This window comes from Pseudomonas sp. NFX71 (genome assembly GCF_048079215.1).
Lineage (GTDB): Bacteria > Pseudomonadota > Gammaproteobacteria > Pseudomonadales > Pseudomonadaceae > Aquipseudomonas > Aquipseudomonas fluorescens_B.
In genome coordinates this window covers 192,244-218,929 of the sequence record NZ_CP182230.1, presented here as the reverse complement: position 1 = coordinate 218,929, position 26,686 = coordinate 192,244, and the positions used below count along the sequence as shown (strand labels likewise).

At 59.8% G+C, this 26,686-nt stretch carries 27 protein-coding genes; 25 read left to right on the top strand and 2 right to left on the bottom strand.

All coding sequences use genetic code 11. The features are described 5' to 3' along the window. Positions 1-46: 46 nt before the first annotated feature. Positions 47-3,277 carry a ribonuclease E gene (rne, locus tag ACM1ZW_RS01020; protein WP_416740025.1) on the bottom strand — a complete coding sequence of 1,077 codons (3,231 nt, stop codon included), beginning with the start codon at positions 3,275-3,277 and terminating at the stop codon, positions 47-49. A gap of 701 nt (positions 3,278-3,978) precedes the next feature. On the opposite strand from rne, the gene rluC reads away from it, so the two are divergent. The 3 genes from rluC to sppA are packed head-to-tail and all read left to right on the top strand — an operon-like array spanning position 3,979 to position 6,604. After that, a complete protein-coding gene (rluC, locus tag ACM1ZW_RS01015; RefSeq protein WP_017340118.1) occupies positions 3,979-4,941 on the top strand; it encodes a 23S rRNA pseudouridine(955/2504/2580) synthase RluC in 963 nt (320 codons plus the stop codon). Then, entirely contained in the window at positions 4,928-5,590 is a 663-nt protein-coding gene (locus ACM1ZW_RS01010) for an HAD-IA family hydrolase (protein ID WP_414885140.1), read from the top strand. Before rluC ends, ACM1ZW_RS01010 begins: the two co-directional genes overlap by 14 nt. Before the next feature lie 24 nt (positions 5,591-5,614). Continuing rightward, a complete protein-coding gene (gene sppA / locus ACM1ZW_RS01005; RefSeq protein WP_017340116.1) occupies positions 5,615-6,604 on the top strand; it encodes a signal peptide peptidase SppA in 990 nt (329 codons plus the stop codon). A gap of 95 nt (positions 6,605-6,699) precedes the next feature. Here the strand turns inward: sppA and ACM1ZW_RS01000 are convergent, their stop codons facing one another. Beyond that, positions 6,700-7,278, bottom strand: a complete 579-nt coding sequence (locus ACM1ZW_RS01000) for a Maf family protein (RefSeq protein WP_017340115.1) — start codon at positions 7,276-7,278, stop codon at positions 6,700-6,702. 105 nt (positions 7,279-7,383) lie between these two features. Between ACM1ZW_RS01000 and ACM1ZW_RS00995 the strand changes: the two genes are divergently transcribed. From ACM1ZW_RS00995 to araG, 22 genes are all read left to right on the top strand, one after another. Continuing rightward, positions 7,384-7,911, top strand: coding sequence for a YceD family protein (locus tag ACM1ZW_RS00995; protein ID WP_017340114.1), 528 nt, complete (start codon positions 7,384-7,386; stop codon positions 7,909-7,911). A 13-nt stretch (positions 7,912-7,924) separates the two neighbouring features. Then, positions 7,925-8,107: a 50S ribosomal protein L32 gene (rpmF, locus tag ACM1ZW_RS00990; RefSeq protein ID WP_003179396.1), complete on the top strand. Its 183-nt coding sequence runs from the start codon at positions 7,925-7,927 to the stop codon at positions 8,105-8,107. Positions 8,108-8,111: 4 nt separating this feature from the next. After that, on the top strand, positions 8,112-9,122 hold the full coding sequence (gene plsX, locus ACM1ZW_RS00985) for a phosphate acyltransferase PlsX (RefSeq protein ID WP_080995167.1): 1,011 nt from the start codon (positions 8,112-8,114) through the stop codon (positions 9,120-9,122). 126 nt (positions 9,123-9,248) lie between these two features. Beyond that, positions 9,249-10,187, top strand: a complete 939-nt coding sequence (gene fabD, locus ACM1ZW_RS00980) for an ACP S-malonyltransferase (RefSeq protein ID WP_414878055.1) — start codon at positions 9,249-9,251, stop codon at positions 10,185-10,187. A gap of 16 nt (positions 10,188-10,203) precedes the next feature. After that, positions 10,204-10,947, top strand: a complete 744-nt coding sequence (gene fabG / locus ACM1ZW_RS00975) for a 3-oxoacyl-ACP reductase FabG (protein ID WP_007942004.1) — start codon at positions 10,204-10,206, stop codon at positions 10,945-10,947. A 191-nt stretch (positions 10,948-11,138) separates the two neighbouring features. Beyond that, positions 11,139-11,375: an acyl carrier protein gene (gene acpP, locus ACM1ZW_RS00970; protein ID WP_003175607.1), complete on the top strand. Its 237-nt coding sequence runs from the start codon at positions 11,139-11,141 to the stop codon at positions 11,373-11,375. 108 nt (positions 11,376-11,483) lie between these two features. Continuing rightward, a complete protein-coding gene (fabF, locus tag ACM1ZW_RS00965) occupies positions 11,484-12,728 on the top strand; it encodes a beta-ketoacyl-ACP synthase II (RefSeq protein ID WP_017340111.1) in 1,245 nt (414 codons plus the stop codon). Further along, positions 12,728-13,543 (top strand): aminodeoxychorismate lyase, encoded by an 816-nt coding sequence (gene pabC, locus ACM1ZW_RS00960; RefSeq protein ID WP_416740024.1) that lies wholly within the window; start codon positions 12,728-12,730, stop codon positions 13,541-13,543. Before fabF ends, pabC begins: the two co-directional genes overlap by 1 nt. A gap of 3 nt (positions 13,544-13,546) precedes the next feature. After that, complete coding sequence (mltG, locus tag ACM1ZW_RS00955; RefSeq protein WP_416740023.1) at positions 13,547-14,779, top strand: endolytic transglycosylase MltG; 1,233 nt, start codon at positions 13,547-13,549, stop codon at positions 14,777-14,779. A 19-nt stretch (positions 14,780-14,798) separates the two neighbouring features. After that, positions 14,799-15,431: a dTMP kinase gene (gene tmk / locus ACM1ZW_RS00950; protein WP_416740022.1), complete on the top strand. Its 633-nt coding sequence runs from the start codon at positions 14,799-14,801 to the stop codon at positions 15,429-15,431. After that, a complete protein-coding gene (locus ACM1ZW_RS00945) occupies positions 15,424-16,410 on the top strand; it encodes a DNA polymerase III subunit delta' (RefSeq protein ID WP_416740021.1) in 987 nt (328 codons plus the stop codon). The genes tmk and ACM1ZW_RS00945 overlap by 8 nt, the downstream gene beginning before the upstream one ends. 42 nt (positions 16,411-16,452) lie before the next feature. Continuing rightward, positions 16,453-16,809 carry a PilZ domain-containing protein gene (locus ACM1ZW_RS00940; protein WP_017340106.1) on the top strand — a complete coding sequence of 119 codons (357 nt, stop codon included), beginning with the start codon at positions 16,453-16,455 and terminating at the stop codon, positions 16,807-16,809. Between the two features lie 15 nt (positions 16,810-16,824). Beyond that, entirely contained in the window at positions 16,825-17,616 is a 792-nt protein-coding gene (locus tag ACM1ZW_RS00935; protein ID WP_416740020.1) for a TatD family hydrolase, read from the top strand. Between the two features lie 395 nt (positions 17,617-18,011). Next, on the top strand, positions 18,012-18,650 hold the full coding sequence (locus tag ACM1ZW_RS00930) for a TetR/AcrR family transcriptional regulator (RefSeq protein ID WP_008031613.1): 639 nt from the start codon (positions 18,012-18,014) through the stop codon (positions 18,648-18,650). Positions 18,651-18,788: 138 nt separating this feature from the next. Continuing rightward, positions 18,789-19,757: a GTP 3',8-cyclase MoaA gene (locus ACM1ZW_RS00925; RefSeq protein ID WP_017340104.1), complete on the top strand. Its 969-nt coding sequence runs from the start codon at positions 18,789-18,791 to the stop codon at positions 19,755-19,757. A 183-nt stretch (positions 19,758-19,940) separates the two neighbouring features. Continuing rightward, a complete protein-coding gene (locus ACM1ZW_RS00920; RefSeq protein ID WP_017340103.1) occupies positions 19,941-20,549 on the top strand; it encodes a DUF4823 domain-containing protein in 609 nt (202 codons plus the stop codon). Between the two features lie 15 nt (positions 20,550-20,564). Beyond that, on the top strand, positions 20,565-21,125 hold the full coding sequence (locus ACM1ZW_RS00915; protein WP_017340102.1) for a DUF1285 domain-containing protein: 561 nt from the start codon (positions 20,565-20,567) through the stop codon (positions 21,123-21,125). Positions 21,126-21,221: 96 nt separating this feature from the next. Further along, positions 21,222-21,938, top strand: a complete 717-nt coding sequence (locus ACM1ZW_RS00910) for a FadR/GntR family transcriptional regulator (protein WP_017340101.1) — start codon at positions 21,222-21,224, stop codon at positions 21,936-21,938. A 125-nt stretch (positions 21,939-22,063) separates the two neighbouring features. Further along, positions 22,064-22,939: an SMP-30/gluconolactonase/LRE family protein gene (locus tag ACM1ZW_RS00905; protein WP_416740019.1), complete on the top strand. Its 876-nt coding sequence runs from the start codon at positions 22,064-22,066 to the stop codon at positions 22,937-22,939. Between the two features lie 198 nt (positions 22,940-23,137). Beyond that, complete coding sequence (locus ACM1ZW_RS00900; RefSeq protein ID WP_416740018.1) at positions 23,138-23,956, top strand: SDR family oxidoreductase; 819 nt, start codon at positions 23,138-23,140, stop codon at positions 23,954-23,956. Between the two features lie 115 nt (positions 23,957-24,071). After that, positions 24,072-25,076 carry a substrate-binding domain-containing protein gene (locus ACM1ZW_RS00895; RefSeq protein ID WP_017340098.1) on the top strand — a complete coding sequence of 335 codons (1,005 nt, stop codon included), beginning with the start codon at positions 24,072-24,074 and terminating at the stop codon, positions 25,074-25,076. A gap of 64 nt (positions 25,077-25,140) precedes the next feature. Then, entirely contained in the window at positions 25,141-26,685 is a 1,545-nt protein-coding gene (gene araG, locus ACM1ZW_RS00890; RefSeq protein ID WP_017340097.1) for an L-arabinose ABC transporter ATP-binding protein AraG, read from the top strand. Position 26,686: the final 1 nt, after the last annotated feature.

The window sequence follows — 26,686 nt, the reverse complement described above, 5'->3', positions numbered from 1 at the left end:
AGCCCCGCCTGGATCACCAGGCGGGGCTTTTTAGTGGCCGATGGAATCAGGCGAGGGGTTTAGGCTCGTGTTCTTTTTCCAGGGCTTGCTCGTGTTGCTCTACCGCTTCCTGAACGGAGCGTGGTGCTTCAGCGATCACGGAGTCAACGGGCTCGGCAGTGACTTCAGCAGCCGGGGCAGGAGCAGCCTCGGCGACTTCAGCCACAACAGGTGCAACTTCGACAGCGACCGGAGCAGCAGCGGCAGCCTGTTCGGCTTCCTTCTGCAGGCGCTCTTCTTCACGCTTGCGACGACGCACTTCACGCGGGTCGTTTGGCGCGCGGCCACTTGGCGTCAGGGCGCTGACAGGAGCAGCTTCAGCGGCGGGAGCAGCCACTTCAGCGACAACCGGCGCTTCAACCACTGGAGCGGGTTCGGCAGCAGCCACTACTGGCTCGGAAACCGTGGCTTCAGTCGTTTCGCTCTCAGCGACTGGCGCTGGAGCTGGCGTTTCGGCAACAGCTGGCTCGGCAACCCAGTTGAACGCAGTTTGCTCTTCGCGAACTTCACGAACCGTTTCGGTCACGGTTTCAGCAACGGTTTCAGCAACCGGTTCTGCAACCACGGCAGGCGCTTCAGCAACGAAGGCCGGTTCCGCGGCAGCTTCAACCTGAGGCTGTGCTTCTTGAGCGGGTGCCACTTCGATTTCCGGAGCGGAAGTTGCTTCTACAGGTGTCGTTGCTTCAACGACTGGCGCTTCTGGAGCAGTTTCCAGTGTGGCAGCAGTGGCGCGTTCGGCTTGCTCGTTGGCTTGTGCTTCGGCCGGAGCGCTGATCACGCTGCTGGCAACGGCTGCGGTTACAGCCAGGCCGGCGGCCAGATCGGCAGCGCTTGGCGCTTCGCGGCTTTCGCCCGCTTCGCTACCTTCAGCGGATTCCGATTCTTCCGAACCTTCGATCACATTGCCGTTGGCATCGCGTTGACGCTCGCGACGGTTGCTGCGACGACGCTGGCCACGGGAGCGGCGGCGTGGACGATCGCCTTCGGCGCCTTCCTGACCGTCTTCCTGCAGTTGCTCTTCGTTGCCGGTCAGTTCTTCTTCGGCAACAGCGGCAGCGGCTTGCTCTGCACGTGGTTGACGCTCTTCACGCGGTGGACGTGGGGCACGTTCTTCGCGTGGCTGACGGGCTGGACGCTCTTCAGCGGTAGCCGCAGCGGCCGGAGCCGTGGCATCCAGAGGTTCGCGCAGTTCACGAACCCGCTCTTCACGCTCGCCACGTGGCTTGCGATCTTCGCGCGGTGCGCGCGGTGCACGTTCTTCACGAGGGGCGCGCGGTGCGCGTTCTTCACGTGGAGCGCGTTCTTCGCGAGCGACTGCCGGGGTTTCTTCGCGGGCTTCACGCGGCTCACGTGGTGCGCGTTCTTCACGCGGTGCACGTTCCTCGCGAGGCTTGCGCTCTTCATCGCGGCGACCGTTACGGTTGCGGCTCTGCTGGCGACCGTTGCGACGCTCTTCGTTGCGGGCCGGACGCTCGGTGGTCGCCGGTTTTTCAACCACAACCGGAGCGGCAGGCTCTTCTTTGGTAGCGAACAGGCTGACCAGCGACTTCACCAGGCCCTTGAACAGGCTTGGCTCTGGCGCGACGGCCGGCGCAGCCACCGGAGCGGCGACGACTTCGGTCGGAACCGGAGCGTTGGCGCGGGCCGGAGCAGTCTTGACCGCGGCTTCCTGGCGAACCAGGGTGCGGGTCGCAGCGGCTGGCTGGACTTCTTCGACTTCGGCTGCGGCAGCAGCGATTTCGTAGCTGGACTGGCCGACCGCGGCTTCCGGGCTGTCATCACGCAGGCGCTGAACTTCGAAGTGCGGCGTCTCGAGGTGATCGTTCGGCAGAATGACGATGCGGGCGCGGGTGCGCAGTTCGATCTTGGTGATCGAGTTGCGTTTTTCGTTGAGCAGGAAGGCTGCAACCGGAATCGGCACTTGGGCGCGGACTTCGGCGGTGCGGTCTTTCAGTGCTTCTTCTTCGATCAGGCGCAGGATCGCCAGCGACAGCGATTCAACATCACGGATGATGCCGGTGCCATTGCAACGCGGGCAGACGATGCCGCTGCTTTCGCCGAGCGATGGACGCAGGCGCTGACGGGACATTTCCAGCAGGCCGAAGCGCGAGATGCGACCGACTTGCACGCGAGCGCGGTCGGCTTCCAGGCATTCGCGGACTTTCTCTTCCACGGCGCGCTGGTTCTTGGCAGGGGTCATGTCGATGAAGTCGATGACGATCAGGCCGCCAATGTCACGCAAGCGCAACTGACGGGCGATTTCTTCGGCGGCTTCAAGGTTGGTCTGCAGGGCGGTTTCTTCGATGTCGCTGCCTTTGGTGGCGCGCGCCGAGTTGATGTCGATGGACACCAGGGCTTCGGTCGGATCGATAACGATGGAACCGCCGGAAGGCAGTTCAACGACGCGCTGGAAAGCGGTCTCGATCTGGCTTTCGATCTGGAAACGGTTGAACAGCGGAACGCTGTCTTCGTACAGCTTGATCTTGCTGGCGTACTGCGGCATCACCTGGCGGATGAAGGTCAGGGCTTCGTCCTGGGCTTCAACGCTGTCGATCAGTACTTCGCCGATGTCCTGGCGCAGGTAATCGCGGATGGCGCGGATGATCACGTTGCTTTCCTGGTAGATCAGGAATGGCGCGGAACGATCCAGCGAGGCTTCTTTGATGGCGGTCCAGAGTTGCAGCAGGTAATCGAGGTCCCACTGCATTTCTTCGCTGCTGCGGCCCAGGCCGGCAGTGCGCACGATCAGACCCATGTCGGCCGGGGCAACCAGACCGTTCAGGGCTTCACGCAGTTCGTTGCGCTCTTCGCCTTCGATGCGACGGGAGATACCGCCGGCACGCGGGTTGTTCGGCATCAGCACCAGGTAACGACCGGCCAGGCTGATGAAGGTGGTCAGGGCGGCGCCCTTGTTGCCACGTTCTTCTTTTTCGACCTGAACGATGACTTCCTGGCCTTCGCTCAGGACGTCCTTGATGTTGACGCGGCCTTCAGGGGCTTTCTTGAAGTATTCGCGGGAGATTTCTTTGAGGGGCAGGAAGCCGTGGCGCTCGGAGCCGAAATCGACAAAGGCAGCCTCAAGGCTTGGTTCGATGCGAGTAATCCGGCCTTTATAGATGTTGGCCTTCTTCTGCTCGCGTGCACCGGATTCGATGTCCAGGTCGTAGAGGCGTTGGCCATCTACCAGTGCAACACGCAACTCTTCGGGTTGAGTTGCGTTAATCAGCATTCTTTTCATGTAGTACCGTCGGTTTCCGGGCTGCCGGAAACGGCGTTCGGCACACACGACTTCTCACGGTCGGTGTCAGGTGCGTCGGGAGTGGTTGGCCATTCCCGTGTCCAGCGAAGTCCGGCCAATGTGGGCCTTCATCGCGACGTACGCGTCCTGCTTGCTGTGGCTACTTAAGCACTCAGTCAGGAGGAGGAATCAACCAGTGGCTGTGGACGAGATGAAGCGTCTTGATAAAGCCTATTGCTACACAGTCCAGCGGTTGTGCATCTCCACCCTACACGTATCCCTGATAATTCGGGTGCTGCCGCGCGCAGAATCCGCAGCGGGTTGGCATTTACCGTGAGCTCCGAAAGGGGAGGTCACGCATCATGGCTAATTTAGGCGGTGTTTCCGAAGCGATCGCTCGGGGTCATTCGCAGCTGACTGCACTTTGTGAACTGGCCGTGAATATTGGCTCGCGTAGCGAGTGAAAACTCTGCTTTGCGGCGTGATTCAGGCCTTATGTCACCTGCGCTCGTTACACCTGCAAACTCCACCGTTACGTAGCGAAAGCCCCGTAGGACGGCCTCGCGTCCTGGTGAATTGCATTGGTCAGGGCCGGTTTTTGACCGTTGGTCCGCTGTCCAGGCCGCTTTTGGCGGCGTTCGCGACTATAGCAGTAATGATTAAGTGCTTCAATTCCATAAAAAATTGATATCATCCGCGGCATGACGACTACTGCCCCTTCGACCCCAGCCGTACAACTGCTGGAGGTCTCGCCGGAATATGCCGGCCAACGTATTGATAACTTCCTTCTCGCTCGGCTCAAAGGCGTGCCCAAGACCTTGATTTACCGCATTTTGCGCAAGGGCGAAGTGCGAGTGAACAAAGGTCGGATCAAGCCCGAATACAAGCTGCAGGCGGGCGATATCGTGCGCGTGCCGCCGGTTCGCGTGCCGGAGCGCGACGAACCGGTGCCCCTGGCCCAGGGTCTGCTGCAACGCCTCGAAGCCTCAATTGTCTTTGAGGACAAGGGGCTGATCGTGATCAACAAGCCTTGCGGCATTGCGGTTCACGGCGGAAGCGGCCTGACTTACGGCGTGATCGAAGCCTTTCGTCAGTTGCGTCCCGATTGCAAGGAGCTCGAGCTGGTTCACCGTCTCGACCGTGACACCTCCGGCCTGCTGATGATCGCCAAGAAGCGCAGCATGCTGCGTCACTTGCACACGGCATTGCGCGGCGATGGCGTCGATAAGCGCTACATGGCGCTGGTCCGTGGTAACTGGGCGGCCTCGATCAAGCAGGTTCGTGCATCACTCGGCAAGAGCAATCTGCGCTCCGGCGAGCGCATGGTCGAGGTCGACGAGGAGGAGGGCAAGGAGTCTGTGACCGTGTTCAAGGTCCTGCGTCGATTCGGCGACTTTGCCACCCTGATCGAAGCCAAGCCGATCACCGGCCGGACTCACCAGATCCGTGTTCACACCTTGCACGCCGGGCACTGCATTGCCGGCGACACCAAGTACGGCGACGACGATTTCAGCAAGGAAATCCGCGACCTGGGCGGTAAACGCCTGTTTCTGCACGCCTACATGCTGACCGTGCCTCTGCCGGACGGTGGCGAGCTGAAGTTGCAGGCGCCTGTCGACGAGATGTGGGCCAAAACCGTGGAGCGCCTGAGTGCACCCCTCTGATTACAAGCTGCTGATTTTCGATTGGGACGGCACGCTCGCCGACTCCATTGGTCGGATTGTCGAGGCGATGCACGTCGCGTCCGAGCGTTCCGGCTTCCAGTTGCGCGATGATTTTGCTGTCAAAGGCATCATCGGCCTGGGCCTTCCGGAGGCTATTCGTACGTTGTATCCGGAAATCGGTGACAGCGAGCTGGTGGCTTTCCGTCAGCACTATGCCGATCACTACATCGCTTCGGAAGCCGTGCCTTCGCCGTTGTTTGAAGGTGTCGTCGAGTCGATGGAGGCGTTTCGCGCCGAGGGTTATCACTTGGCGGTTGCGACCGGCAAGGCGCGTCGCGGGCTGGATCGCGTGCTGCAGGCGCACGGTTGGGAAGATTATTTCGACATCACTCGTGCGGCCGACGAAACCGCCAGCAAGCCCCATCCGCTGATGCTTGAGCAGATTCTCGCCCATTGCGAGGTTCGCCCGGAGCAAGCGTTGATGGTCGGCGATTCGTCCTTCGACCTGCAGATGGCGCGCAATGCCGGCATGGATTCGGTGGCGGTCAGCTACGGCGCGCAATCAATCGATGCGCTGAAACTGTTTGAACCGGCACTGGCCATCGATCGTTTTTCAGAATTGCATGCCTGGCTGAGTCAGCGGGCCTAATAGATTTTTGCTGGGGTAGATGTCATGACCGACGAATGGAAAGCGCCCGCCAAGGCGAGCGCAGAGAGCGGTGACGAGAAGAGCTGGAAGCTGCTGGAGAAGACCCTGCTGGCCAGCGTGCAGGAGCAGCGCCGGTCGCGGCGTTGGGGGATTTTCTTCAAGCTGCTGACCTTTGTGTATCTGTTTGGCGCGCTGATTCTGTTCACGCCGCTGATGGACATGGAAAAAGCTGCTACGCGCAGCGCCAATTACACTGCGCTGATCGACGTGACGGGCATTATCGCCGACAAGGAGCCCGCCAGCGCTGACAACATCGTCGGCAGCCTGCGTGCCGCCTTCGAGGATGAAAAGGTCAAGGGTGTCATTCTGCGCATCAACAGTCCGGGCGGCAGTCCGGTGCAGTCGGGTTACGTTTATGACGAGATCCGCCGGTTGCGTGGCTTGCACCCGGACACCAAGGTTTACGCGGTGATCTCGGATCTGGGCGCTTCCGGTGCTTATTACATCGCCAGTGCGGCGGATCAGATCTACGCCGACAAGGCGAGTCTGGTGGGCTCCATTGGTGTGACGGCGGCGGGTTACGGGTTTGTCGGCACCATGGAGAAGCTGGGTGTCGAGCGTCGGACCTACACGTCGGGCGAGCACAAGTCGTTCCTCGATCCGTTCCAGCCGCAAAAGCCCGAAGAGACCCGGTTCTGGCAGGGCGTGCTGGATACGACGCACCAGCAGTTCATCAGCAGCGTCAAGAAGGGTCGAGGCGATCGCCTCAAGGATAAGGAGCATCCGGAGCTGTTCTCCGGGTTGGTCTGGTCTGGTGAGCAGGCGTTGCCTCTGGGATTGATCGATGGTCTGGGCAATGCCAGTTCGGTGGCGCGTGACGTGATTGGCGAGAAGGAGCTCGTTGACTTCACCGTTCAGGAGTCGCCGTTCGATCGCTTCTCGAAGAAACTTGGCGCCAGTGTGGCTGAGCAGTTGGCGATGTGGATGGGTTTTCACGGTCCGTCGCTGCGCTGACTGCCCGCTCGCGTAAAAGATCGCAGCCTTCGGCAGCTCCTGCATGGATTCACGTCCACCTGCAGGAGCTGCCGAAGGCTGCGATCTTTTGCTTTTCAGGGGATTTGCACGCCTTCGGCCAATAGCATGTCGATCAGGCGAATCAGCGGCAGCCCGATCAGGCTGGTGGCGTCAGGACCTTCGGTGCTTTGAAACAGGCTCACCCCTAAACCTTCGGCCTTGAAGCTGCCAGCGCAATCGTAGGGCTGTTCGGCGTGCAGGTAGCGTTCGATGCGCGCGGTGTCGAGTGTGCGCATGTGTACGGTGAATGGCACGCAGTCGACCTGGCAGTGTCCGGTCTGGCTATTGAGCAGGGCGAGGCCAGTCAGGAAGGTCACGCTGGCGCCGCTCGAAGCCTGCAACTGTTCACGGGCCTTTTCGAAGGTGTGGGGCTTGCCGATGATTCTGTCGCCGAGCACCGCAACCTGATCGGAACCGATGATCAGATGAGCGCAATGGTCGCCGGCCAGGGCCTGGGCTTTTTCTTTGGCGAGGCGTTTTACCAGCTCGATGGCGGGCTCTCCCGGACGATGGCTTTCATCGATATCCGGCGAGCTGCAAGTGAATGGCAGCTGCAAGCGGGCCAGCAATTCCCGGCGATACACCGAGCTTGAAGCGAGTAATAAAGGCAGCATGCGCATCTCCAGAAGACAGGCGCGAATTCTAGCGAGGCTTCCAGGTGACGGACAGGGCTGAATTTCCTTTGACATGGCCGGGTGCATCCCTATAATGCTGCGCCTATGTTGAATGACCCGATTCCACCTCACGTTGACCCGCGCAAATTGGCTGACCGTGGCACCACCCTTCAAGGTGAACTGCTGCTGGCCGATTTGGAGAGACTCTGCGACCCGCTTTCCGATACTGTCGGTACGGTGCAGGCTAAATTCGTTTTTGAACGAGATGAACGTAAGTCTGTGGTAATCCACAGTTTTATCGACACCGAAGTCAAAATGGTTTGCCAGCGTTGTCTTGAGCTGGTCACCCTGCCGATCCACAGCGAATGCAGTTATGCTGTGGTGAAGGAGGGTGCGAATACCCAGTCGTTGCCGAAAGGTTATGACGTGCTGGAACTGGGCGAAGATCCATTGGATCTGCAGTCACTGATCGAGGAGGAGCTTCTGCTCGCCTTGCCCATTGTGCCTGCTCATCATCCGGAAGAATGCCAGCAGCCGGGGGGTCTCGAAGAGGCCGAACCGAGCGAGGACGAGGTAACGCGGTCCAACCCGTTCAGTGTATTGGCGCAGTTAAAGCGTGACCCAAACGTTTAGGAGTTAATCAATTATGGCTGTTCAGCAGAACAAAAAATCCCGCTCTGCCCGTGACATGCGTCGTTCGCACGACGCTCTCGAGGCTAGCACCCTGTCTGTAGAAAAAACCACCGGTGAAGTTCACCTGCGTCACCACGTATCGCCAGAAGGCGTATACCGTGGCCGTAAAGTGATCGACAAGGGCGCTGACGAGTAATCACTTGTCCGCTCAAGTCATCGCGATTGACGCAATGGGCGGGGACTTCGGTCCCCGCAGCATTGTTCAGGCCAGCCTCGCTTGTCTGAATGCTACGCCCTCGCTGCACCTGACCCTTGTCGGTCAACCCTCCCTTCTTGAAGAATTGATCGCTGGCCAATCGGCTGTGGATCGCTCGCGCCTGTCGATTGCACCGGCGTCCGAAGTCATCACCATGGATGAAAAGCCTGCCCAGGCCTTGCGCGGCAAGCCCGATTCGTCAATGCGCGTGGCGCTCGAGTTGTTGCGTGACGGCAAGGTCCAGGCCTGCGTCAGCGCCGGCAATACCGGCGCGCTGATGGCTTTGTCGCGGTTTGTGCTAAAGACCTTGCCGGGCATTGATCGGCCGGCCATGGTCGCGGCGATTCCGACGCAGAAGGGTTATTGCCAGTTGCTCGATCTGGGGGCCAACGTCGATTGCAGTGCCGAGCATCTGTTGCAGTTTGCGGTCATGGGGTCGGTCGCTGCAGAAACCCTCGGTATCGTTCGCCCGCGTGTTGCGTTGCTGAACATCGGCACCGAAGACATCAAGGGTAATCAGCAGGTCAAGTTGGCGGCGACCTTGTTGCAAAGTGCTCGCGGCATCAACTACATCGGTTTTGTCGAAGGTGACGGCTTGTACCGGGGCGAAGCGGATGTGGTGGTGTGCGACGGCTTCGTCGGCAATATCCTGCTCAAGTCCAGCGAAGGGTTGGCGACCATGATCTCGGCTCGGATCGAAGCCCTGTTCAAAAAAAACCTGGCCTCAAAAGTAATCGGTGCAATGGCGCTGCCACTGATGAAACGACTGCAAGCGGACCTGGCGCCCGCGCGGCATAACGGTGCAAGTTTTCTGGGTTTGCAGGGGATTGTGGTGAAAAGTCACGGTTCTGCAGGGGTTCAGGGTTTCCAGAGCGCCATCTCGCGAGCCTTGATCGAGATTCAGGAAAACCTGCCGGAACGGATTCACGGTCGTCTGGAGGATTTGTTGCTTTAGGCATTTTCGTCGGACAATGCTTAAATGTGACCGCTCAGTTCAATTGGCCATCCAAACTGTCAGTTTCTTGCGTCCTCCAAGCGGGACGTCAATTCTCCGACGACAAGATCATTAGGGGCTTGTTACATGTCTGCTTCCCTCGCATTCGTCTTTCCAGGACAGGGTTCGCAGTCCCTCGGCATGCTGGCCGAGTTGGGCGCGCAACATCCTGTAGTCCTTGAAACATTCAAAGAAGCATCCGACGCTCTCGGTTACGACCTGTGGGCACTGACCCAGCAGGGGCCGGAAGAGCAACTCAATCAAACCGATAAAACCCAGCCGGCCATTCTGACCGCCTCTATCGCCCTGTGGCGTCTGTGGCTGGCTGAAGGCGGCGCGCGTCCGGCTTATGTTGCCGGTCACAGCCTGGGCGAATACAGCGCTCTGGTGGCGGCGGGCAGTCTGAGCCTGGGCGACGCCGTCAAACTGGTAGAGCGTCGTGGTCAGTTGATGCAGGAAGCCGTTCCAGCGGGGCAGGGCGGCATGGCTGCCATCCTCGGTCTGGACGATGCCGACGTACTGGCGGCCTGTGCCGAAGCGGCGCAAGGCGAAGTGGTCAGCGCGGTCAATTTCAACTCGCCGGGCCAGGTGGTTATCGCGGGTGCCAAGGCTGCGGTCGAGCGCGCCATCGAAGGCTGCAAGGCACGTGGTGCCAAGCGCGCCATGCCATTGCCGGTCAGCGTGCCGTCCCACTGCGAGCTGATGCGTCCGGCTGCCGAGCGCTTCGCCGAGTCGATCGCTGCGATCAATTGGCAGGCGCCGCAGATTCCAGTGGTGCAAAACGTCAGCGCCGACGTACCGGCGGATCTGGAAACCCTCAAGCGCGATCTGCTTGAACAGCTCTACAAGCCTGTGCGCTGGGTCGAATCGGTCCAGGCGCTGGCTGCCAAGGGCGCGACCCAGTTGGTCGAATGCGGTCCTGGCAAAGTGCTGGCAGGCTTGAACAAACGCTGCGCCGAAGGCGTGTCGACATCCAACCTCAATACCCCAGACGCCTTTGCTGCCGCCCGCGCAGCGCTGGCCTGAATCAGGAGAAGCTTGCATGAGTCTGCAAGGTAAAGTTGCACTGGTCACCGGTGCGAGCCGCGGTATCGGCCAGGCCATCGCCCTGGAACTGGGTCGTCAGGGTGCCATCGTTGTGGGCACCGCGACATCTGCTTCGGGTGCCGAACGCATCGCCGCTACCCTGAAGGAAAACGGTATTCAAGGCACTGGCCTGGAACTCAATGTCACCAGCGACGAATCCGTTGCGGCGGTGCTGGCGAGCATCCAGGAGCAGTTTGGTGCGCCGGCGATCCTGGTCAACAATGCCGGTATCACCCGCGATAACCTGATGATGCGCATGAAAGATGACGAATGGCATGACGTCGTCGATACCAACTTGAACAGTCTGTTCCGCCTGTCCAAGGGCGTTTTGCGCGGCATGACGAAAGCCCGTTGGGGACGAATTATCAGTATTGGCTCCGTAGTGGGTGCCATGGGCAACGCAGGCCAAGTAAACTACGCTGCCGCCAAGGCCGGTCTGGAAGGTTTCAGCCGCGCACTGGCGCGTGAAGTCGGTTCGCGTTCGATTACGGTAAACTCGGTGGCCCCTGGGTTCATCGACACCGATATGACTCGCGAACTGCCCGAGGCACAGCGTGAAGCCTTGCAGACGCAGATTCCGCTGGGCCGTCTGGGGCAAGCTCAAGAGATCGCGTCTGTGGTCGCTTTTCTTGCGTCCGACGGTGCGGCTTACGTTACTGGGGCTACAATCCCGGTGAACGGCGGGATGTACATGAGTTAAATGTGACGGATTGCTTCAAAAAAATGTCATACGAGCTGTCTAAAATCCGTTATAAAGCTGCAATCTATTTATAGGCAGAGGGCCGCAGGGTTTGAGGAGTGAAGCTTTCAGTTGAAAAACTGAAAAGTCTTTCTATACACTTACCCACTGGCCAGCTGCCTGAATTTGTCCATTAGGAGTGAAAACAAGGTATGAGCACCATCGAAGAGCGCGTCAAGAAAATCGTTGCCGAGCAACTGGGCGTTAAAGAAGAAGAAGTGGTCAACACTGCTTCCTTCGTTGAAGACCTGGGTGCCGACTCCCTTGACACCGTTGAGCTGGTGATGGCTCTGGAAGAGGAATTCGAGACCGAAATCCCTGACGAAGAAGCTGAGAAGATCACTACTGTACAAGCTGCAATCGACTACGTTACTAGCCACCAGGCGTAATAGTTTGTAATCGTTGCTTGCTGTCATGGAAAAACCGCACTGCCATCATGGCGTGCGGTTTTTTCTTTAGGCCTGATGCAAAGTCGTCATTTGAAAAAGGAGAGTGCTGTGTCGCGTAGACGCGTCGTAGTCACCGGTATGGGTATGTTGTCGCCACTGGGCACGGATGTGCCGAGCAGTTGGCAGGGCATTCTGGCTGGCCGCAGTGGCATTGGTCTGATCGAACACACCGACCTTTCTGCCTATTCCACCCGTTTTGGCGGCTCGGTAAAGGGCTTCAATGTCGAGGAATACCTGTCGGTCAAGGAAGCTCGCAAGCTCGACCTGTTCATTCAGTACGGTCTGGCCGCCGGTTTCCAGGCTGTGCGTAATGCAGGGCTTGAAGTCACCGACGCCAACCGTGAACGCATCGGCGTGGCGATGGGTTCGGGTATTGGCGGTCTGACCAATATCGAAGAAACCAGCCGCACCCTGCATGATTCCGGTCCACGGCGGATCTCTCCGTTTTTCGTGCCTGGCTCGATCATCAATATGATTTCCGGTTTCCTGTCGATCCACCTGGGTGCACAGGGACCTAACTACGCTATCGCCACCGCGTGTACCACCGGTACGCACTGCATTGGCATGGCGGCACGCAATATCATGTACGACGAAGCCGACGTGATGATCGCCGGCGGCGCCGAGATGGCCGCTTGCGGACTGGGCATGGGTGGCTTTGGCGCCTCCCGTGCACTGTCGACCCGCAACGACGAGCCGACCCGCGCCAGCCGTCCGTGGGACAAGGGTCGTGATGGCTTCGTCCTGTCCGACGGTGCCGGTGCGCTGGTGCTGGAAGAGCTGGAACACGCCAAGGCTCGCGGCGCGACCATCTATGCCGAACTGATCGGCTTCGGCACCAGTGGCGATGCTTACCACATGACTTCGCCGCCGGCGGACGGTGCGGGTGCTGCACGTTGCATCACCAATGCCCTGCGCGACGCGAAGGTCAATGTCGATCAGGTTCAGTACATCAACGCCCACGGCACATCGACTTCTGCCGGCGACCTCGCCGAAGCCTGTGCGATCAGGTCGGTGTTCGGCGATCACGCCTACAAGCTGGCCGTCAGTTCGACCAAGTCCATGACCGGTCACCTGCTGGGTGCGGCAGGCGCGGTCGAAGCCATCTTCAGTGTGCTGGCGATCAACAGCCAGGTGGCGCCGCCGACCATCAACCTCGATGAGCCGGACGAAGGCTGCGACCTCGATTTCGTGCCGCACACTGCGCGCAACATGGATATCGACGTGGTGTTGTCCAACTCCTTCGGTTTTGGCGGTACCAACGGCTCGCTGGTGTTCCGCCGGTTCGCTGACTGATGGACAGCTGGGTCGACGGTCAGCCGGCTGACGCTCTGTCGCTGAAGGATCGCGGCCTGGCCTACGGTGATGGTCTGTTCGAGACCATCGCCGTGCGCGGCGGGCAGCCGCTGTTGCTGGACCGGCATCTGGCGCGTCTGGCCGATGGCTGTTTGCGCCTGGCGATCACGGCCGACCATGCGCTGATCCGCAGTGAACTGCTGGCCTACGCCGCAGCTCTGGGTGAGGGCGTGCTTAAACTCATCCTTACTCGCGGCGACAGCTTGCGCGGTTACGCCCCTGATCCTGCCGCCCAGGCCCGACGCATTCTGCAAGGCAATCGTCCTGCTGCTTATCCTGTGGTTCATGGAGAGCACGGCGTTCGCCTCTTCCCCTGTACCACGCGACTGTCCAGACAACCCTTGCTCGCCGGGCTCAAACACCTGAACCGTCTTGAGCAAGTCATCGCCCGTTCCGAATGGCAAGACACCGAGCATGCCGAAGGCTTGATGCTTGATCAGGCCGGGCGCGTGATCGAAGGCGTGTTCAGTAATCTGTTCCTGATCCGTGATGGCGTGTTGATCACCGCTGATCTCAAACGCTGCGGCGTTGCCGGCGTGATGCGTGCCGAATTATTGTTTCAAGCCGAGTCGCTGGGGATCCCCACGCAAATCACCGACATCAGCCTCGATCAGCTGCAATGGGCTGACGAAGTCTTTGTCTGCAATAGCGTGTATGGCGTTTGGCCGGTGCGCGCCTACGCAGCACTGAGCTGGTCGATTGGGCCGCTCACCCGTAAACTCCAAACCATTGCTCGTGTGCTACTGGATGCTTGATACGTGAGACGTAAATTCTTGCTGTTGCTGGAAACCGGCCTGGTTCTGGCAGGGCTGTGTCTGGGCGCTGCGGCCTGGAAAATCCATTCGGCGCTGGAACAGCCGCTGAACATTACCCAGGAAGAACTGCTGGACGTGCCCAAAGGTACGACACCCACTCGCACTTTCTATCGACTCGAAGCCGATGGCGTCATCAAGGACGCTTTCTGGTTGCGCGTGTATTGGCGCTTCAATCTGGCCGGGCAGCCGTTGCACAAAGGTGAGTACCGCATGCAGCCCGGCATGACCGTTGAAGGCCTGATCGACCTGTGGAAGCGTGGCGAGATGGTTCAGTACAGCCTGACGCTGGTGGAAGGCTGGAATTTCCATCAGGTCCGTTTGGCCCTGGCCAAGGATGAAAAGCTCGAGCAGACGTTGAACGGCTTGAGCGATAGCGAAGTGATGGACAAGCTCGGTCACCCCGGGATCTTTCCGGAAGGGCGATTCTTTCCGGACACCTACCGGTTCGTGCGGGGCATGACGGACGCCGAGCTGCTGAAAAAAGCTTACGATCGCCTTGATGAGGTCCTCGCCAAGGAGTGGGGGCAGCGCGCAGCCGACGTGCCGTATACCGAACCTTATCAAGCGCTGATCATGGCTTCGCTGGTGGAAAAGGAAACCGGCGTACCGCAAGAGCGCGGGCAGATCGCCGGCGTGTTTGTGCGGCGCATGGAAATGGGCATGCTGTTGCAGACTGATCCGACCGTGATCTACGGCCTGGGCGATCGTTACAACGGCAAGTTGACCCGCGCGCACCTCAAGGAACCGACCCCTTACAATACCTACGTGATCGCCGGCCTGCCGCCGACGCCGATTGCGATGGTCGGCCGCGAGGCGATCCACGCAGCGTTGAATCCGGTGGCTGGCAACAGCCTGTATTTTGTCGCACGCGGCGATGGCAGCCATGTGTTCTCGGATGATCTGGACGCCCATAACAACGCGGTGCGCGAGTTCCAGCTCAAGCGCCGCTCCGATTATCGCTCCAGCCCGGCACCGGTCACCGCACCCGAGGCGACGGATGAGCAGGCGCCGATCCCGGCGGCTTCGCCCGACACAGCCCCCGAGGCTTTGCCGCCAGTGACGCCGCAAGAACCGGTTCAAGAGCCCTCCCACGAACCGGCTGAAGAACCTGTCAAACAGCCCGCTGCTGCGCCTGCGCCCGAACCAGACGCAACCGCGCCGCAAAGCCCGCAATGATTCTGACTAAGGACTGCCTGTGACTGGCTTGTTTATTACCCTGGAAGGTCCCGAAGGCGCCGGCAAGAGCACCAACCGTGAATACCTGGCCGAGCGCCTGCGCGCCGCCGGTATCGAAGTGGTGTTGACCCGCGAGCCGGGCGGCACGCCTCTGGCCGAGAAAATTCGCGAGGTGCTGTTGGCGCCGGTCGATGAAACCATGGACCCGGACACTGAGTTGCTGCTGGTGTTTGCCGCGCGCGCCCAACACCTGGCCGGCGTGATCCGTCCGGCGCTGGCCCGTGGGGCGGTGGTGTTGTGTGATCGTTTTACCGATTCGACCTACGCCTATCAGGGCGGCGGTCGCGGCTCGTCGCTGGAGCGCATCGCGACACTCGAAACGTTCGTCCAGGGCGATCTGCGCCCGGACCTGACCCTGATTTTCGATCTTCCGGTGGAAGTGGGTCTGGCACGCGCCAGTGCTCGCGGTCGCCTGGATCGCTTCGAGCTGGAAGGCCGGGCGTTTTTCGATGCGGTGCGCAGCGCGTTCCTCAAGCGTGCTGAAGCCGATCCGGCGCGTTATGTGTTGGTCGATGCCGCTCAACCGCTGGCGCAGGTTCAGCAGTCGCTGGATGCCTTGCTCCCACGCTTGCTGGAGCTGACCCGTGGCTGAAGCCTATCCGTGGCAGGACAGCCTCTGGCAGCAACTGGCGGGTCGCAAGCAACATGCACACGCCTATCTGCTGCATGGTCCGGCCGGGATCGGTAAGCGCGCGTTGGCCGAACGGCTGATGGCCAGCTTGCTCTGCCAGCGTCCGACAGCCGAGGACGCCTGCGGTGAATGCAAATCCTGCCTGTTGCTGAAGGCCGGTAGCCATCCCGACAACTACATCCTGGAACCGGAAGAAGCCGACAAGGCGATCAAGGTCGATCAGGTGCGGGATCTGGTCAGCTTCGTGGTGCAGACCTCGCAGATGGGCGGCCGTAAAGTGGTGCTGATCGAGCCGGTCGAGTCGATGAACATCAACGCGGCCAACGCCTTGCTCAAAAGCCTTGAAGAGCCGTCCGGCGACACGGTGTTATTGCTGGTCAGCCATCAGACCAGCCGTCTGTTGCCGACCATCAAGAGCCGCTGCGTGCAGCAGGCCTGCCCGCTGCCGAGTGAGGCCGTGAGCCTGGCGTGGCTGGCGAAGGCGCTGCCGGACTGTTCCGAAGAAGAGCGCATCGAGTTGCTGACCCTCGCTGCCGGTTCGCCGCTGGCTGCCGTCAGCTTGCAGGCTCAGGGCGTGCGCGAGCAGCGAGCGTTGGTGGTCGATGGTGTGAAGAAGTTGCTCAAGCAACAGCAATCGCCGACGCAACTGGCCGAAGGCTGGAACGCAACTCCGCTGTTGCTGCTGTTCGATTGGTTCTGCGATTGGTCGAGCCTGATCCTGCGTTATCAGCTGACCCAGGATGAAGAAGGTCTGGGATTGGCCGATATGCGCAAGGTGATTCAGTACCTGGCGCAGAAAACCGCTCAGGACAAAGTGCTGAACATTCAGGACTGGATCCTCGCCCAGCGCCAGAAAGTCATGAGCAAGGCCAACCTCAATCGGGTGTTGTTGCTCGAAGCGCTGCTGGTGCAATGGGCGTCATTGCCTACCCAGAAGTGATCGACTGGGCTTATCCTCTGAGCATCTGCAGTGGAGGTCAGTATGAATGAAGCCGTCAACCAGGGACCGCGCAACGGTATTTTGTCCCTGACCATCAAGGACAAGTCCGTGCTATACGCGGCCTATATGTCATTCATCAAGAACGGTGGTCTGTTTATCCCGACCAACAAAAGCTACAAGTTGGGCGATGAGGTATTCATGCTGCTGAGCCTGATGGATGAGCCGGAGAAGATTCCGGTGGCCGGCAAGGTCGCCTGGATCACGCCCAAAGGCGCTCAAGGCAACCGCGCCGCCGGCGTCGGCGTGCAGTTCAACGACGGCGACGATACCGCCCGCAGTCGAATCGAAACCCATCTGGCCGGAGCCCTGAAGTCCGACCGTCCCACCCATACGATGTAAGTTGCAGCCCTTTTTATGCTCGTAGATTCCCATTGCCACCTTGATCGCCTCGACCTCGCCGCCCACGACGGCTCTCTGGATGCCGCACTCGATGCGGCCCGGCAGCGCGGGGTAGGGCACTTTCTGTGTATCGGCGTCAGCGTCGACAACGCAGCCGACGTAAAGGTCCTGGCCGAACGTTACGACGATGTCGACTGTTCCGTCGGCGTGCATCCGCTGGACGTGCAGCCGGGCGCTGCCCCGGCGCTGGACTGGCTGTTGCAGGAGCTCAACCACCCGCGTGTGGTGGCGATCGGTGAAACCGGCCTGGACTATCACTACGAGCCTGAGGCGGCAGAGCTGCAGCAGGAATCGTTCCGCCTGCACCTGCAAGCTGCGCAGCAAACCGGCAAGCCAGTGATCATTCACACCCGTGGCGCCCGGGCCGATACCTTGACCCTGTTGCATGAAGCCGCGCTGCCCCAGGCCGGCGTCCTGCATTGCTTCACCGAAGATTGGGACATGGCCAAAGCGGCGCTGGACATGGGTTATTACATCTCCTTGTCCGGCATTGTCACCTTCCGCAATGCCGATGCGCTGCGTGACGTGGCCAGCAAGGTGCCCGCGGACCGCTTGCTGGTGGAAACCGATTCGCCGTACCTGGCGCCGATCCCCTATCGCGGCAAGCCGAACCTGCCGCAGTATGTGCGGGAAGTGGCAGAGTTTCTGGCGATGTTGCGGGGGGAGTCCTACGAACGATTTGCCGAGCAGACCACCGAGAACTTTAAACGGCTGTTTCCGTTGGCGCACGTCAGGGCATCGGCATAACGCCGGAAAAAATCGCAGCCTTCGGCAGCTCCTGCGGGGGCGGTGCCCCCTGAATTGCAGGCAAAAAAAACCCGGGTTCTGGGGGGTGAATCCGGGTTAAGACCATTAGGAGTAAAACAATGGTACGCGGTCCGTTGGTACCAATATCGACGCGGCACTTGGGGGAGATGCCCCGCCGACAGTTGAAGTATTGATCAGTATTGCGCCGAGTCCAGTTTACCGGTCGAGGTTTTTAAACAATTTTGGAATACGTGCGCTTCGGAAGCGTTCTCATTAAATGGCGACGCTTCCAGAATTCATCAAGAAACACAGATATGGATGGATGATCCGTGCATTTTGCCGCAAGTTAGGCATAATACGCGGCTTCGAATTTTGACCCCGACAGACCTTTTCTTATGCATAAAGAACCTCGTAAGGTCCGTGAATTTCGTCGCCGTGAGCAAGAAATTCTCGATACCGCGCTCAAGCTGTTCCTCGACCAAGGTGAAGACAGTGTCACCGTCGAGATGATTGCTGATGCCGTCGGTATCGGCAAAGGCACAATCTACAAGCACTTCAAATCGAAAGCGGAGATCTATCTGCGCCTGATGCTCGATTACGAGCGCGATTTGAACGAGCTGTTGCATTCGGCAGACGTCGACAAGGACAAGGAAGCCCTGTCCCGGGCCTACTTCGAATTCCGCATGCGCGATCCGCAACGCTACCGCTTGTTCGATCGCCTCGAAGAAAAGGTGGTCAAGGGCAACCAAGTGCCGGAGATGATCGAGGAGCTGCACAAGATCCGCGCCTCGAATTTTGAACGCCTGACCCTGCTGATCAAGGGTCGGATCAGCGAAGGCAAGCTCGAAGACGTGCCGCCTTACTTCCATTACTGCGCGTCCTGGGCGCTGGTGCACGGCGCCGTGGCGCTGTACCACTCGCCGTTCTGGAGCAACGTGCTGGAAGATCAGGAAGGTTTCTTCCAGTTCCTGATGGACATCGGCGTGCGCATGGGCAACAAGCGCAAGCGCGACACCGACACGCCAAGCAGCTAAGCCATTCAGTTGCTTTATTGCGCCATTATTTCGCAACATGGCGCAGTACCTCAGGAATATACTCAGGCATGGGACTTGCTAAAACTTGATTTGTAAGTCAAGTTTTACGCCGTCCGATTTCCTTGTGCCGGAGTGACCATGATCGTTGACCGTCAAGGCAGGCGTTTCCGCAATCTGCGAATCAGCCTGACCTCAGCCTGCAATTACGCGTGTACCTACTGCGTGCCCAACGGCAAGCGGCTGGTCGCTGCGCAGGACGAACTGTCGGCCGAAGCCATGGCACGCGGCGTTGCCTACCTCATCGAAGCGGCGGGGATCGAGCGACTGCGCATCACCGGCGGTGAGCCGCTGGTCAGCCCCAAACTCGAAGCCTTCATGACCGCCGTCGGGCAGATGGGCCTGCAAGACATCAGCCTGACCACCAATGGTCAACTGCTGGCGAAAAAACTGCCCCTGCTGGTCGACGCCGGTATCCGGCGCATCAACGTTTCCCTCGATACCCTGGATGCCGGTGCATTCCGCAGCATTGCCCGCGGCGGTGATCTGGCGACTGTGCTCGACGGCATGGATCAGGCCAGTGCCGCCGGCATGAAGATCAAGGTCAACATGGTGCCGTTGCGCGGGCAAAACCTCGATCAGGTGATGCCGCTGCTCGATTACTGCCTGGAGCGAGGTTACGAGCTGCGCTTCATCGAGCTGATGCGCATGGGGCACCTGGCCAGTGACAACAACGCTTTTCTGCAACAGTTCGTCAGCCTTCAGCAGTTGCTGAGCCTGATCGGTGATCGTTATGAGTACCTGCAGGCCGATGCACCCGTCGACGCGACGGCGGTGCGCTATGAAATTCCAGGTCAGGGCTATTTCGGCGTAATCGCCAACGAAAGCGTGCCGTTCTGTCGTACTTGCTCGCGACTGCGTTTGTCGTCGACGGGCTGGTTGCATGGCTGTCTGTCGTCGAGCAATCGTCACTATGTCGGTGATCTGCTGGACAAGCCGCGCCATCAGGCGTTGCCGGCGTTGCAGCGTCTCTTGGTGAAAGCCTTGGGTGACAAGCAGGAAGTGGCGTTCTCGGGTGGGGCGACCATCATGAAAATTATCGGCGGCTGATCGGGCTGTGGCGAGGGGATTTATCCCGTTGGACTGTGCAGCAGTCCCATTTTTTTGGGCCGCTTCGTTGCCCAACGGGGATAAATCCCCTCGCCACAAATGTTCGCACTCCTGAAGACTGGCGCGGAAGCTGCATCCCATGGCCATTCGCCGGTTTTCCGTCACCGGCCTCTGGAGGGTAGGATGCGTAGCCTGGTTTTGCTGCTGGCCGTTTTGGCGCTTGGTGGCTGCATGAATGTCAGCGATCTGGCTGAAGGGACTCGCTACCACATGAGTGACGCGGGTCTGCTTGACCACAGCGATAGTCGCCGCGTGAACAATCTGCGCATTCAACCGGACTCGTTCGTCTATATCGCCCAGGGCGCCTTTGCTCCGCCGGGCAGCGCGGTTTACCCGCGTCCTAACGTGATTGCCGAAGTCGCCTTCGATGGCTTTATCGAATATTTCCCGATGGTCCGCCGTGCGCGTGCGCCGGAAGGCCTCGATCAGGCGATGGGCGAAGCCCGTGCAGTCGGCGCGCATTACCTGCTCTATACCCGTTTCGCCAAGTCGGATGACCGCATCGGCAACTCGGACGAATGGCTCGATCAGGAAGCCGTGGATCGCCTCGGCATCGACACCGGCGTGATTCAGATCATGTTGATCGAGACCAGTACCCAGTATTTGATTGATACTGCACGTATCAAGAGTCGTGGCGGTTTACTGACGTTCCACGACAAAAAGCCAGAAGACCTGATGGGCCCGCCGCTGGAACAATATGCGCGCAGCCTGCTGGGGCTCAGCGACCAGTAATCCAAGGAGAACGCCATGAGTGGCCCGCAAAAAGCCAACGACCTTCTGGGGCAGATCCCCAAGACCAAAGGCTTGCCACCGGTCCACTTGTGGAACCCCGACTTCTGCGGCGACATCGACATGCGCATCGCCCGCGACGGCACCTGGTATTACTTGGGCACGCCGATCGGACGCAAGCCGATGGTCAAACTGTTCTCCACCATCATTCGCCGCGACGGCGATGATTATTTCCTCATCACCCCGGTCGAGAAGGTCGGCATCAAGGTCGACGATGCGCCGTTCGTGGCCATCGCCGTGGAGGTGGAAGGCGAGGGCGAAGCACAAGTCCTGCGCTTTACCACCAACGTCGATGAAACCGCCGAGGCCGGTGCGGAACATGCGATCCGTGTAGTGATTGATCCGGTGACACAAGAGCCAGCGCCGTATGTGCATGTGCGCACCAACCTTGAAGCGCTGATCCATCGCAATGTGTTTTACCAATTGGTGGAACTGGCGGTGACCCGCGAGATCGATGGGCAGCGCTGGCTTGGCGTGTGGAGCGGCGGCATCTTCTTCCCCATCGGCCTGGAGCCGTAACACACACAAGATTTTGCTTTTCCCTGAAAATCAAATTGACACCCAATCGTATGATGATTAGCGTGGGCACCCATTGCGAACGGCTTTGAGGTGCCCATGTCCAGCAGTTTTCACGCATCGACGGTCGATTGGCTGGGTTGCTGGATTGCGACGGGCCAGGTAAAACCCGGCGAAACCCTCAAGGTCGAAGCCGATCTGGGCGAGCAACTCGGCGTCAGTCGCACGGTCATCCGCGAAGCCATCAAAACCCTGGTCGCCAAAGGCATGCTCGAAGTCGGGCCCAAGGTTGGCACGCGAGTATTGCCGGTGCGGCGTTGGAACCTCTTCGATCCGCAGGTCGTCGGCTGGCTTTCCCGCAGCGGCTTGCCGGAAAATTTCGTCGACGACCTGCTCGACCTGCGCCGCACCATCGAGCCGATGGCCGTGCGCTGGGCCTGCGAGCGAGCGACCGTCGAACAGGTGCAAGCAGTGCTTCAGGCCTACAACGCGCTGGAGCGAGCGGTAGACAGCGGCATCGATTACAACCGCGCCGACCAGTTCTTCCACGAGTGCATTCTCGCGGCCAGCCACAATCAATTCATCGAACAAATGGTCCCGGCCCTCGGCGCGTTGCTGGCGGTGTCTTTCGAAGTCTCCGCGGCTGACCCGGACGAGTTGCGCCGCACATTACCGATTCACAAAGACATGGCCGATGCCATCGCCGCTCGCGATGCCGCGCGCGGAGTGTGGGCCTGCATGACGCTCATCGACAACGCCGACCTGGCCATCAAACGTTTCTACCCAAAAGTCATGGCCGATAAAAAGGCCGGATAAAAAACACAGACCCCTTGTGGGAGCCAGCTCGCGATTAGGCTGGCACATTCAATATTGATCTCGCCTGACCCACCGCAATCGCGAGCAGGCTCGCTCCCACATAAAAGCAATAAGAAGGAGGTTTCATGGAGTGGACTGCAGTTACCCAGCACCGTGCACACCTGGGCGAGGGCCCCTTCTGGGATGCGCCGACGCAGGCGCTGTACTGGGTGGATATTGCCGGTAAACAAGCGTTGCGCCTGGTCGGCGCCAACGTGCAAATCTGGCAGATGCCCGAGCACGTGTCAGCCTTCATTCCCTGCGAAAGCGGCGATGCGCTGGTGACGTTGAGTAGTGGTGTGTACCGGCTCGATCTCGATTCACCGGGACTTGAGCCACGATTGAGCTTGTTCTGCGTCGCCGACCCGCAACCCGGCAATCGCGCCAACGAAGCCCGTTGCGATGCGCAGGGCCGGCTATGGCTCGGCACCATGCAGAACAACATCGGCGAAAACGGCGAAGACCTGCCCATCGTGCGACGGTCCGGCGGCTTGTTTCGAATTGACCGCGATGCCCGGGTCACGCCGCTGCTTCGCGGATTGGGCATTCCCAACACGTTGCTATGGAGTGACGACGCCACCACGCTTTATTTCGCCGACAGCCTGGATGGCACGCTCTATCAGCATTTCATTCGCACCGACGGCGGCCTCGAGCCCGCGCAAGTCTGGTTCGGCCCCCATGAACGCGGCGGCCCCGACGGCTCGGCGATGGATGCCGAGGGTTGCCTTTGGAGTGCTCGCTGGGACGGCAGTTGCCTGCTCAGGTTGACGCCAGATGGTCAGGTCGATCGCGTGATCGAGCTGCCGGTCAGCCGCCCCACCAGTTGTGTGTTTGGCGGTCCGGACTTGAAAACCCTCTACATCACCAGCGCTGCGAGCCCGCTCAACCATCCGCTGGACGGGGCGGTGTTGTCCCTTCAGGTCGATGTGTCCGGAAAAACCTGTACGAGATTTGCTGGTTAGATCCCAAAATATGGGATGTAAAATTATATATTGAGATTATTTGGCGGTCGGGTTTATAGTCGGCTCCATCAGTTACACGCACTCACACTTAAAAAAACAAAACAGGTGAAGTGATGCAGCTATTTTCCACAAAGCTTTTTGGCCGGACATCGACAGATGCCCGGTTTTTGTCGTGCCCGCGAAAAGGAGTTCTGATTCATGGGTGAACCTCTTTCCCTGCCAGCGGTGCCCGAGCCACCGAAGGGTGAGCGCCTGAAAAACAAGGTCGTGTTGCTGACCGGCGCGGCGCAGGGCATTGGCGAGGCGATTGTTGCGACCTTCGCCTCCCAGCAGGCCAGGCTGATCATCAGTGATATCCAGGGTGAGAAAGTCGAACACGTCGCGGCGCATTGGCGAGACAAGGGGTTTGATGTTCAGGCGATAAAGGCTGACGTGTCCAATCAGCAAGACTTGCACGCCATGGCCAGACTGGCAGTCGACCTGCACGGCCGCATCGACGTGCTGATCAACTGCGCCGGGGTCAACGTGTTCCGCGATCCGCTGGAAATGACCGAAGAAGACTGGCGTCGTTGTTTCGCCATTGACCTGGACGGCGCCTGGTTCGGCTGTAAAGCGGTGCTGCCGCAAATGATCGAGCAGGGCATCGGCAGCATCATCAACATTGCCTCTACCCATTCCACGCACATCATTCCGGGCTGCTTCCCGTACCCGGTGGCCAAGCACGGCCTGCTGGGCCTGACCCGCGCGCTGGGCATCGAATATGCGCCGAAGGGCATTCGCGTCAACGCCATCGCACCGGGCTACATCGAAACCCAACTGAACGTCGATTACTGGAACGGTTTTGCCGACCCGCACGCCGAGCGCCAACGCGCTCTCGATCTGCATCCACCGCGGCGCATCGGCCAGCCGATTGAAGTGGCGATGACTGCGGTTTTCCTGGCCAGCGACGAAGCGCCCTTTATCAACGCATCGTGCATCACCATCGATGGAGGTCGCTCGGTGATGTATCACGACTAGGCAAAACGCATTTCAGGCGCGGAATTCCGCTTGAAATCCAATCATCATATGATATGACTATTTGCTGCACCGGCTTTCAAATTAACGCTCAAAAAAAATAACAAGGAGTCAGCTTATGAATCGTCGTCGTGGGATCCGTTCCCTGTGCTGTGCCGCTTTGGCGGTCACCGCGGTCAGCCTGAGCAGTACGTTGCTGGCGGCCGAGGAAGTGAAGATCGGTTTTCTGGTCAAGCAGGCGGAAGAGCCCTGGTTCCAGACCGAATGGGCCTTCGCCGAAAAGGCCGGCAAAGAGAAAGGCTTCACAGTCATCAAGATCGCCGTACCGGACGGCGAGAAGACCCTTTCCGCCATCGACAGCCTGGCCGCCAACGGCGCCAAGGGTTTTGTGATCTGCCCGCCGGACGTGTCCCTCGGTCCGGCGATCATGGCCAAAGCCAAGCTCAACGGTTTGAAAGTGATTGCCGTGGATGACCGTTTTGTCGATGCCAGCGGCAAGTTCATGGAAGACGTCCCGTACCTGGGCATGGCAGCGTTCGAAGTCGGCCAGAAGCAGGGCGCGGCGATGGCCACTGAAGCGAAAAAACGCGGCTGGGACTGGAAAGACACCTACGCGGTCATCAACACCTACAACGAACTCGACACCGGCAAGAAGCGCACCGACGGTTCGGTCAAGGCGCTGGAAGACGCCGGCATGCCGAAAGACCATATCCTGTTTTCGGCGCTGAAAACCCTAGACGTGCCGGGCAGCATGGACGCCACCAACTCGGCGCTGGTGAAACTGCCGAGCGCGGCGAAAAACCTGATCATCGGTGGCATGAACGACAACACCGTACTGGGCGGCGTGCGCGCTACCGAGAGTGCCGGTTTTGCCGCCGCCAACGTGATTGGCATCGGCATCAACGGCACCGACGCCATCGGCGAACTGAAAAAGCCCAACAGCGGCTTCTTCGGTTCGATGCTGCCGAGCCCGCACATCGAGGGCTACAACACCGCGAGCATGATGTACGAGTGGGTCACCACCGGCAAAGAACCGCCGAAATACACCGCCATGGACGACGTGACCCTGATCACGCGTGACAACTTCAAGCAGGAACTGGAAAAGATCGGCCTCTGGAACTGAGGCGCGGTTGATTTCATCGGCAGCCCTGGCGACGGGGTTGCCTGATCTGTTGATGAGGTGGGTTATGCACGCGCAAGTACAGACACAACACGACAGCGTCGGCGGCAGCCTGCGCTTCAACGGGATCGGCAAGACCTTTCCCGGGGTGAAGGCGCTGGACGGCATCAGCTTCGTTGCCCATCCGGGACAGGTTCATGCCTTGATGGGCGAGAACGGTGCCGGTAAGTCGACGTTGCTGAAGATCCTCGGCGGCGCCTATACGCCGAGCAGCGGTGACCTGCAGATCGGCGAGCGAACGATGGTCTTCAAGTCCACCGCCGACAGCATCGGCAACAAGGTGGCGGTGATCCATCAAGAGTTGCACCTGGTCCCGGAAATGACCGTGGCGGAAAACCTGTTCCTCGGTCATCTGCCCGCCAGTTTCGGCCTGATCAATCGCGGCGCACTGCGTCAGCAAGCGTTGGCCTGCCTCAAAGGGCTGGCCGATGAAATCGACCCGCAAGAGAAAGTCGGGCGCCTGTCCCTGGGGCAACGGCAACTGGTGGAAATCGCCAAGGCGTTGTCCCGTGGCGCGCATGTGATCGCATTCGACGAGCCGACCAGCAGCCTTTCGGCGCGGGAGATCGATCGCTTGATGGCGATCATCGGGCGCCTGCGCGACGAAGGCAAAGTGGTGCTCTACGTCTCCCATCGCATGGAAGAAGTGTTCCGCATCTGTAACGCGGTGACGGTGTTCAAGGACGGCCGCTACGTACGCACCTTCGAGGACATGAGCGAGCTGACCCATGATCAGTTGGTCACGTGCATGGTCGGTCGCGACATTCAGGACATCTACGATTATCGCCCGCGCAAGCGAGGCGCCGTGGCGCTGAGGGTCGACGGTCTGCTCGGGCCGGGCTTGCGTGAGCCGGTGAGTTTCGACGCGCACAAAGGCGAGATTCTGGGGTTGTTCGGCCTGGTCGGTGCCGGTCGTACCGAACTGTTCCGCATACTCAGCGGCCTTGAGCGCAACACCGCCGGGCGCCTGGAATTGCGCGGGCATGAACTGAAACTGCGCTCCCCCCGGGATGCGATTGCGGCGGGGATTCTGCTGTGCCCCGAAGACCGCAAGAAGGAGGGCATCATGCCGCTCTCCAGCGTCGCCGAGAATATCAACATCAGCGCACGCGGCGCCCACTCCACCTTCGGTTGCCTGTTGCGCGGACTGTGGGAGAAAGGCAACGCCGACAAGCAGATCAAGGCGCTGAAAGTAAAAACACCGAGCGCTGAACAGAAAATCATGTACCTGTCCGGCGGCAATCAGCAGAAGGCGATTCTCGGCCGCTGGCTGTCGATGCCGATGAAAATCCTGCTGCTCGACGAACCGACTCGGGGCATCGACATCGGTGCGAAAGCCGAGATCTACCAGATCATCCATAACCTCGCTGAAAGCGGTATCGCGGTGATCGTGGTGTCCAGCGACCTGATGGAAGTGATGGGTATTTCCGACCGCATCCTGGTGCTCTGCGAAGGGGCGATGCGCGGCGAACTGTCCCGTGACGAGGCCAACGAATCCAACCTGCTGCAACTGGCTTTGCCGCGCCAACGCGCTGACGGCGTGGCGAACTGAG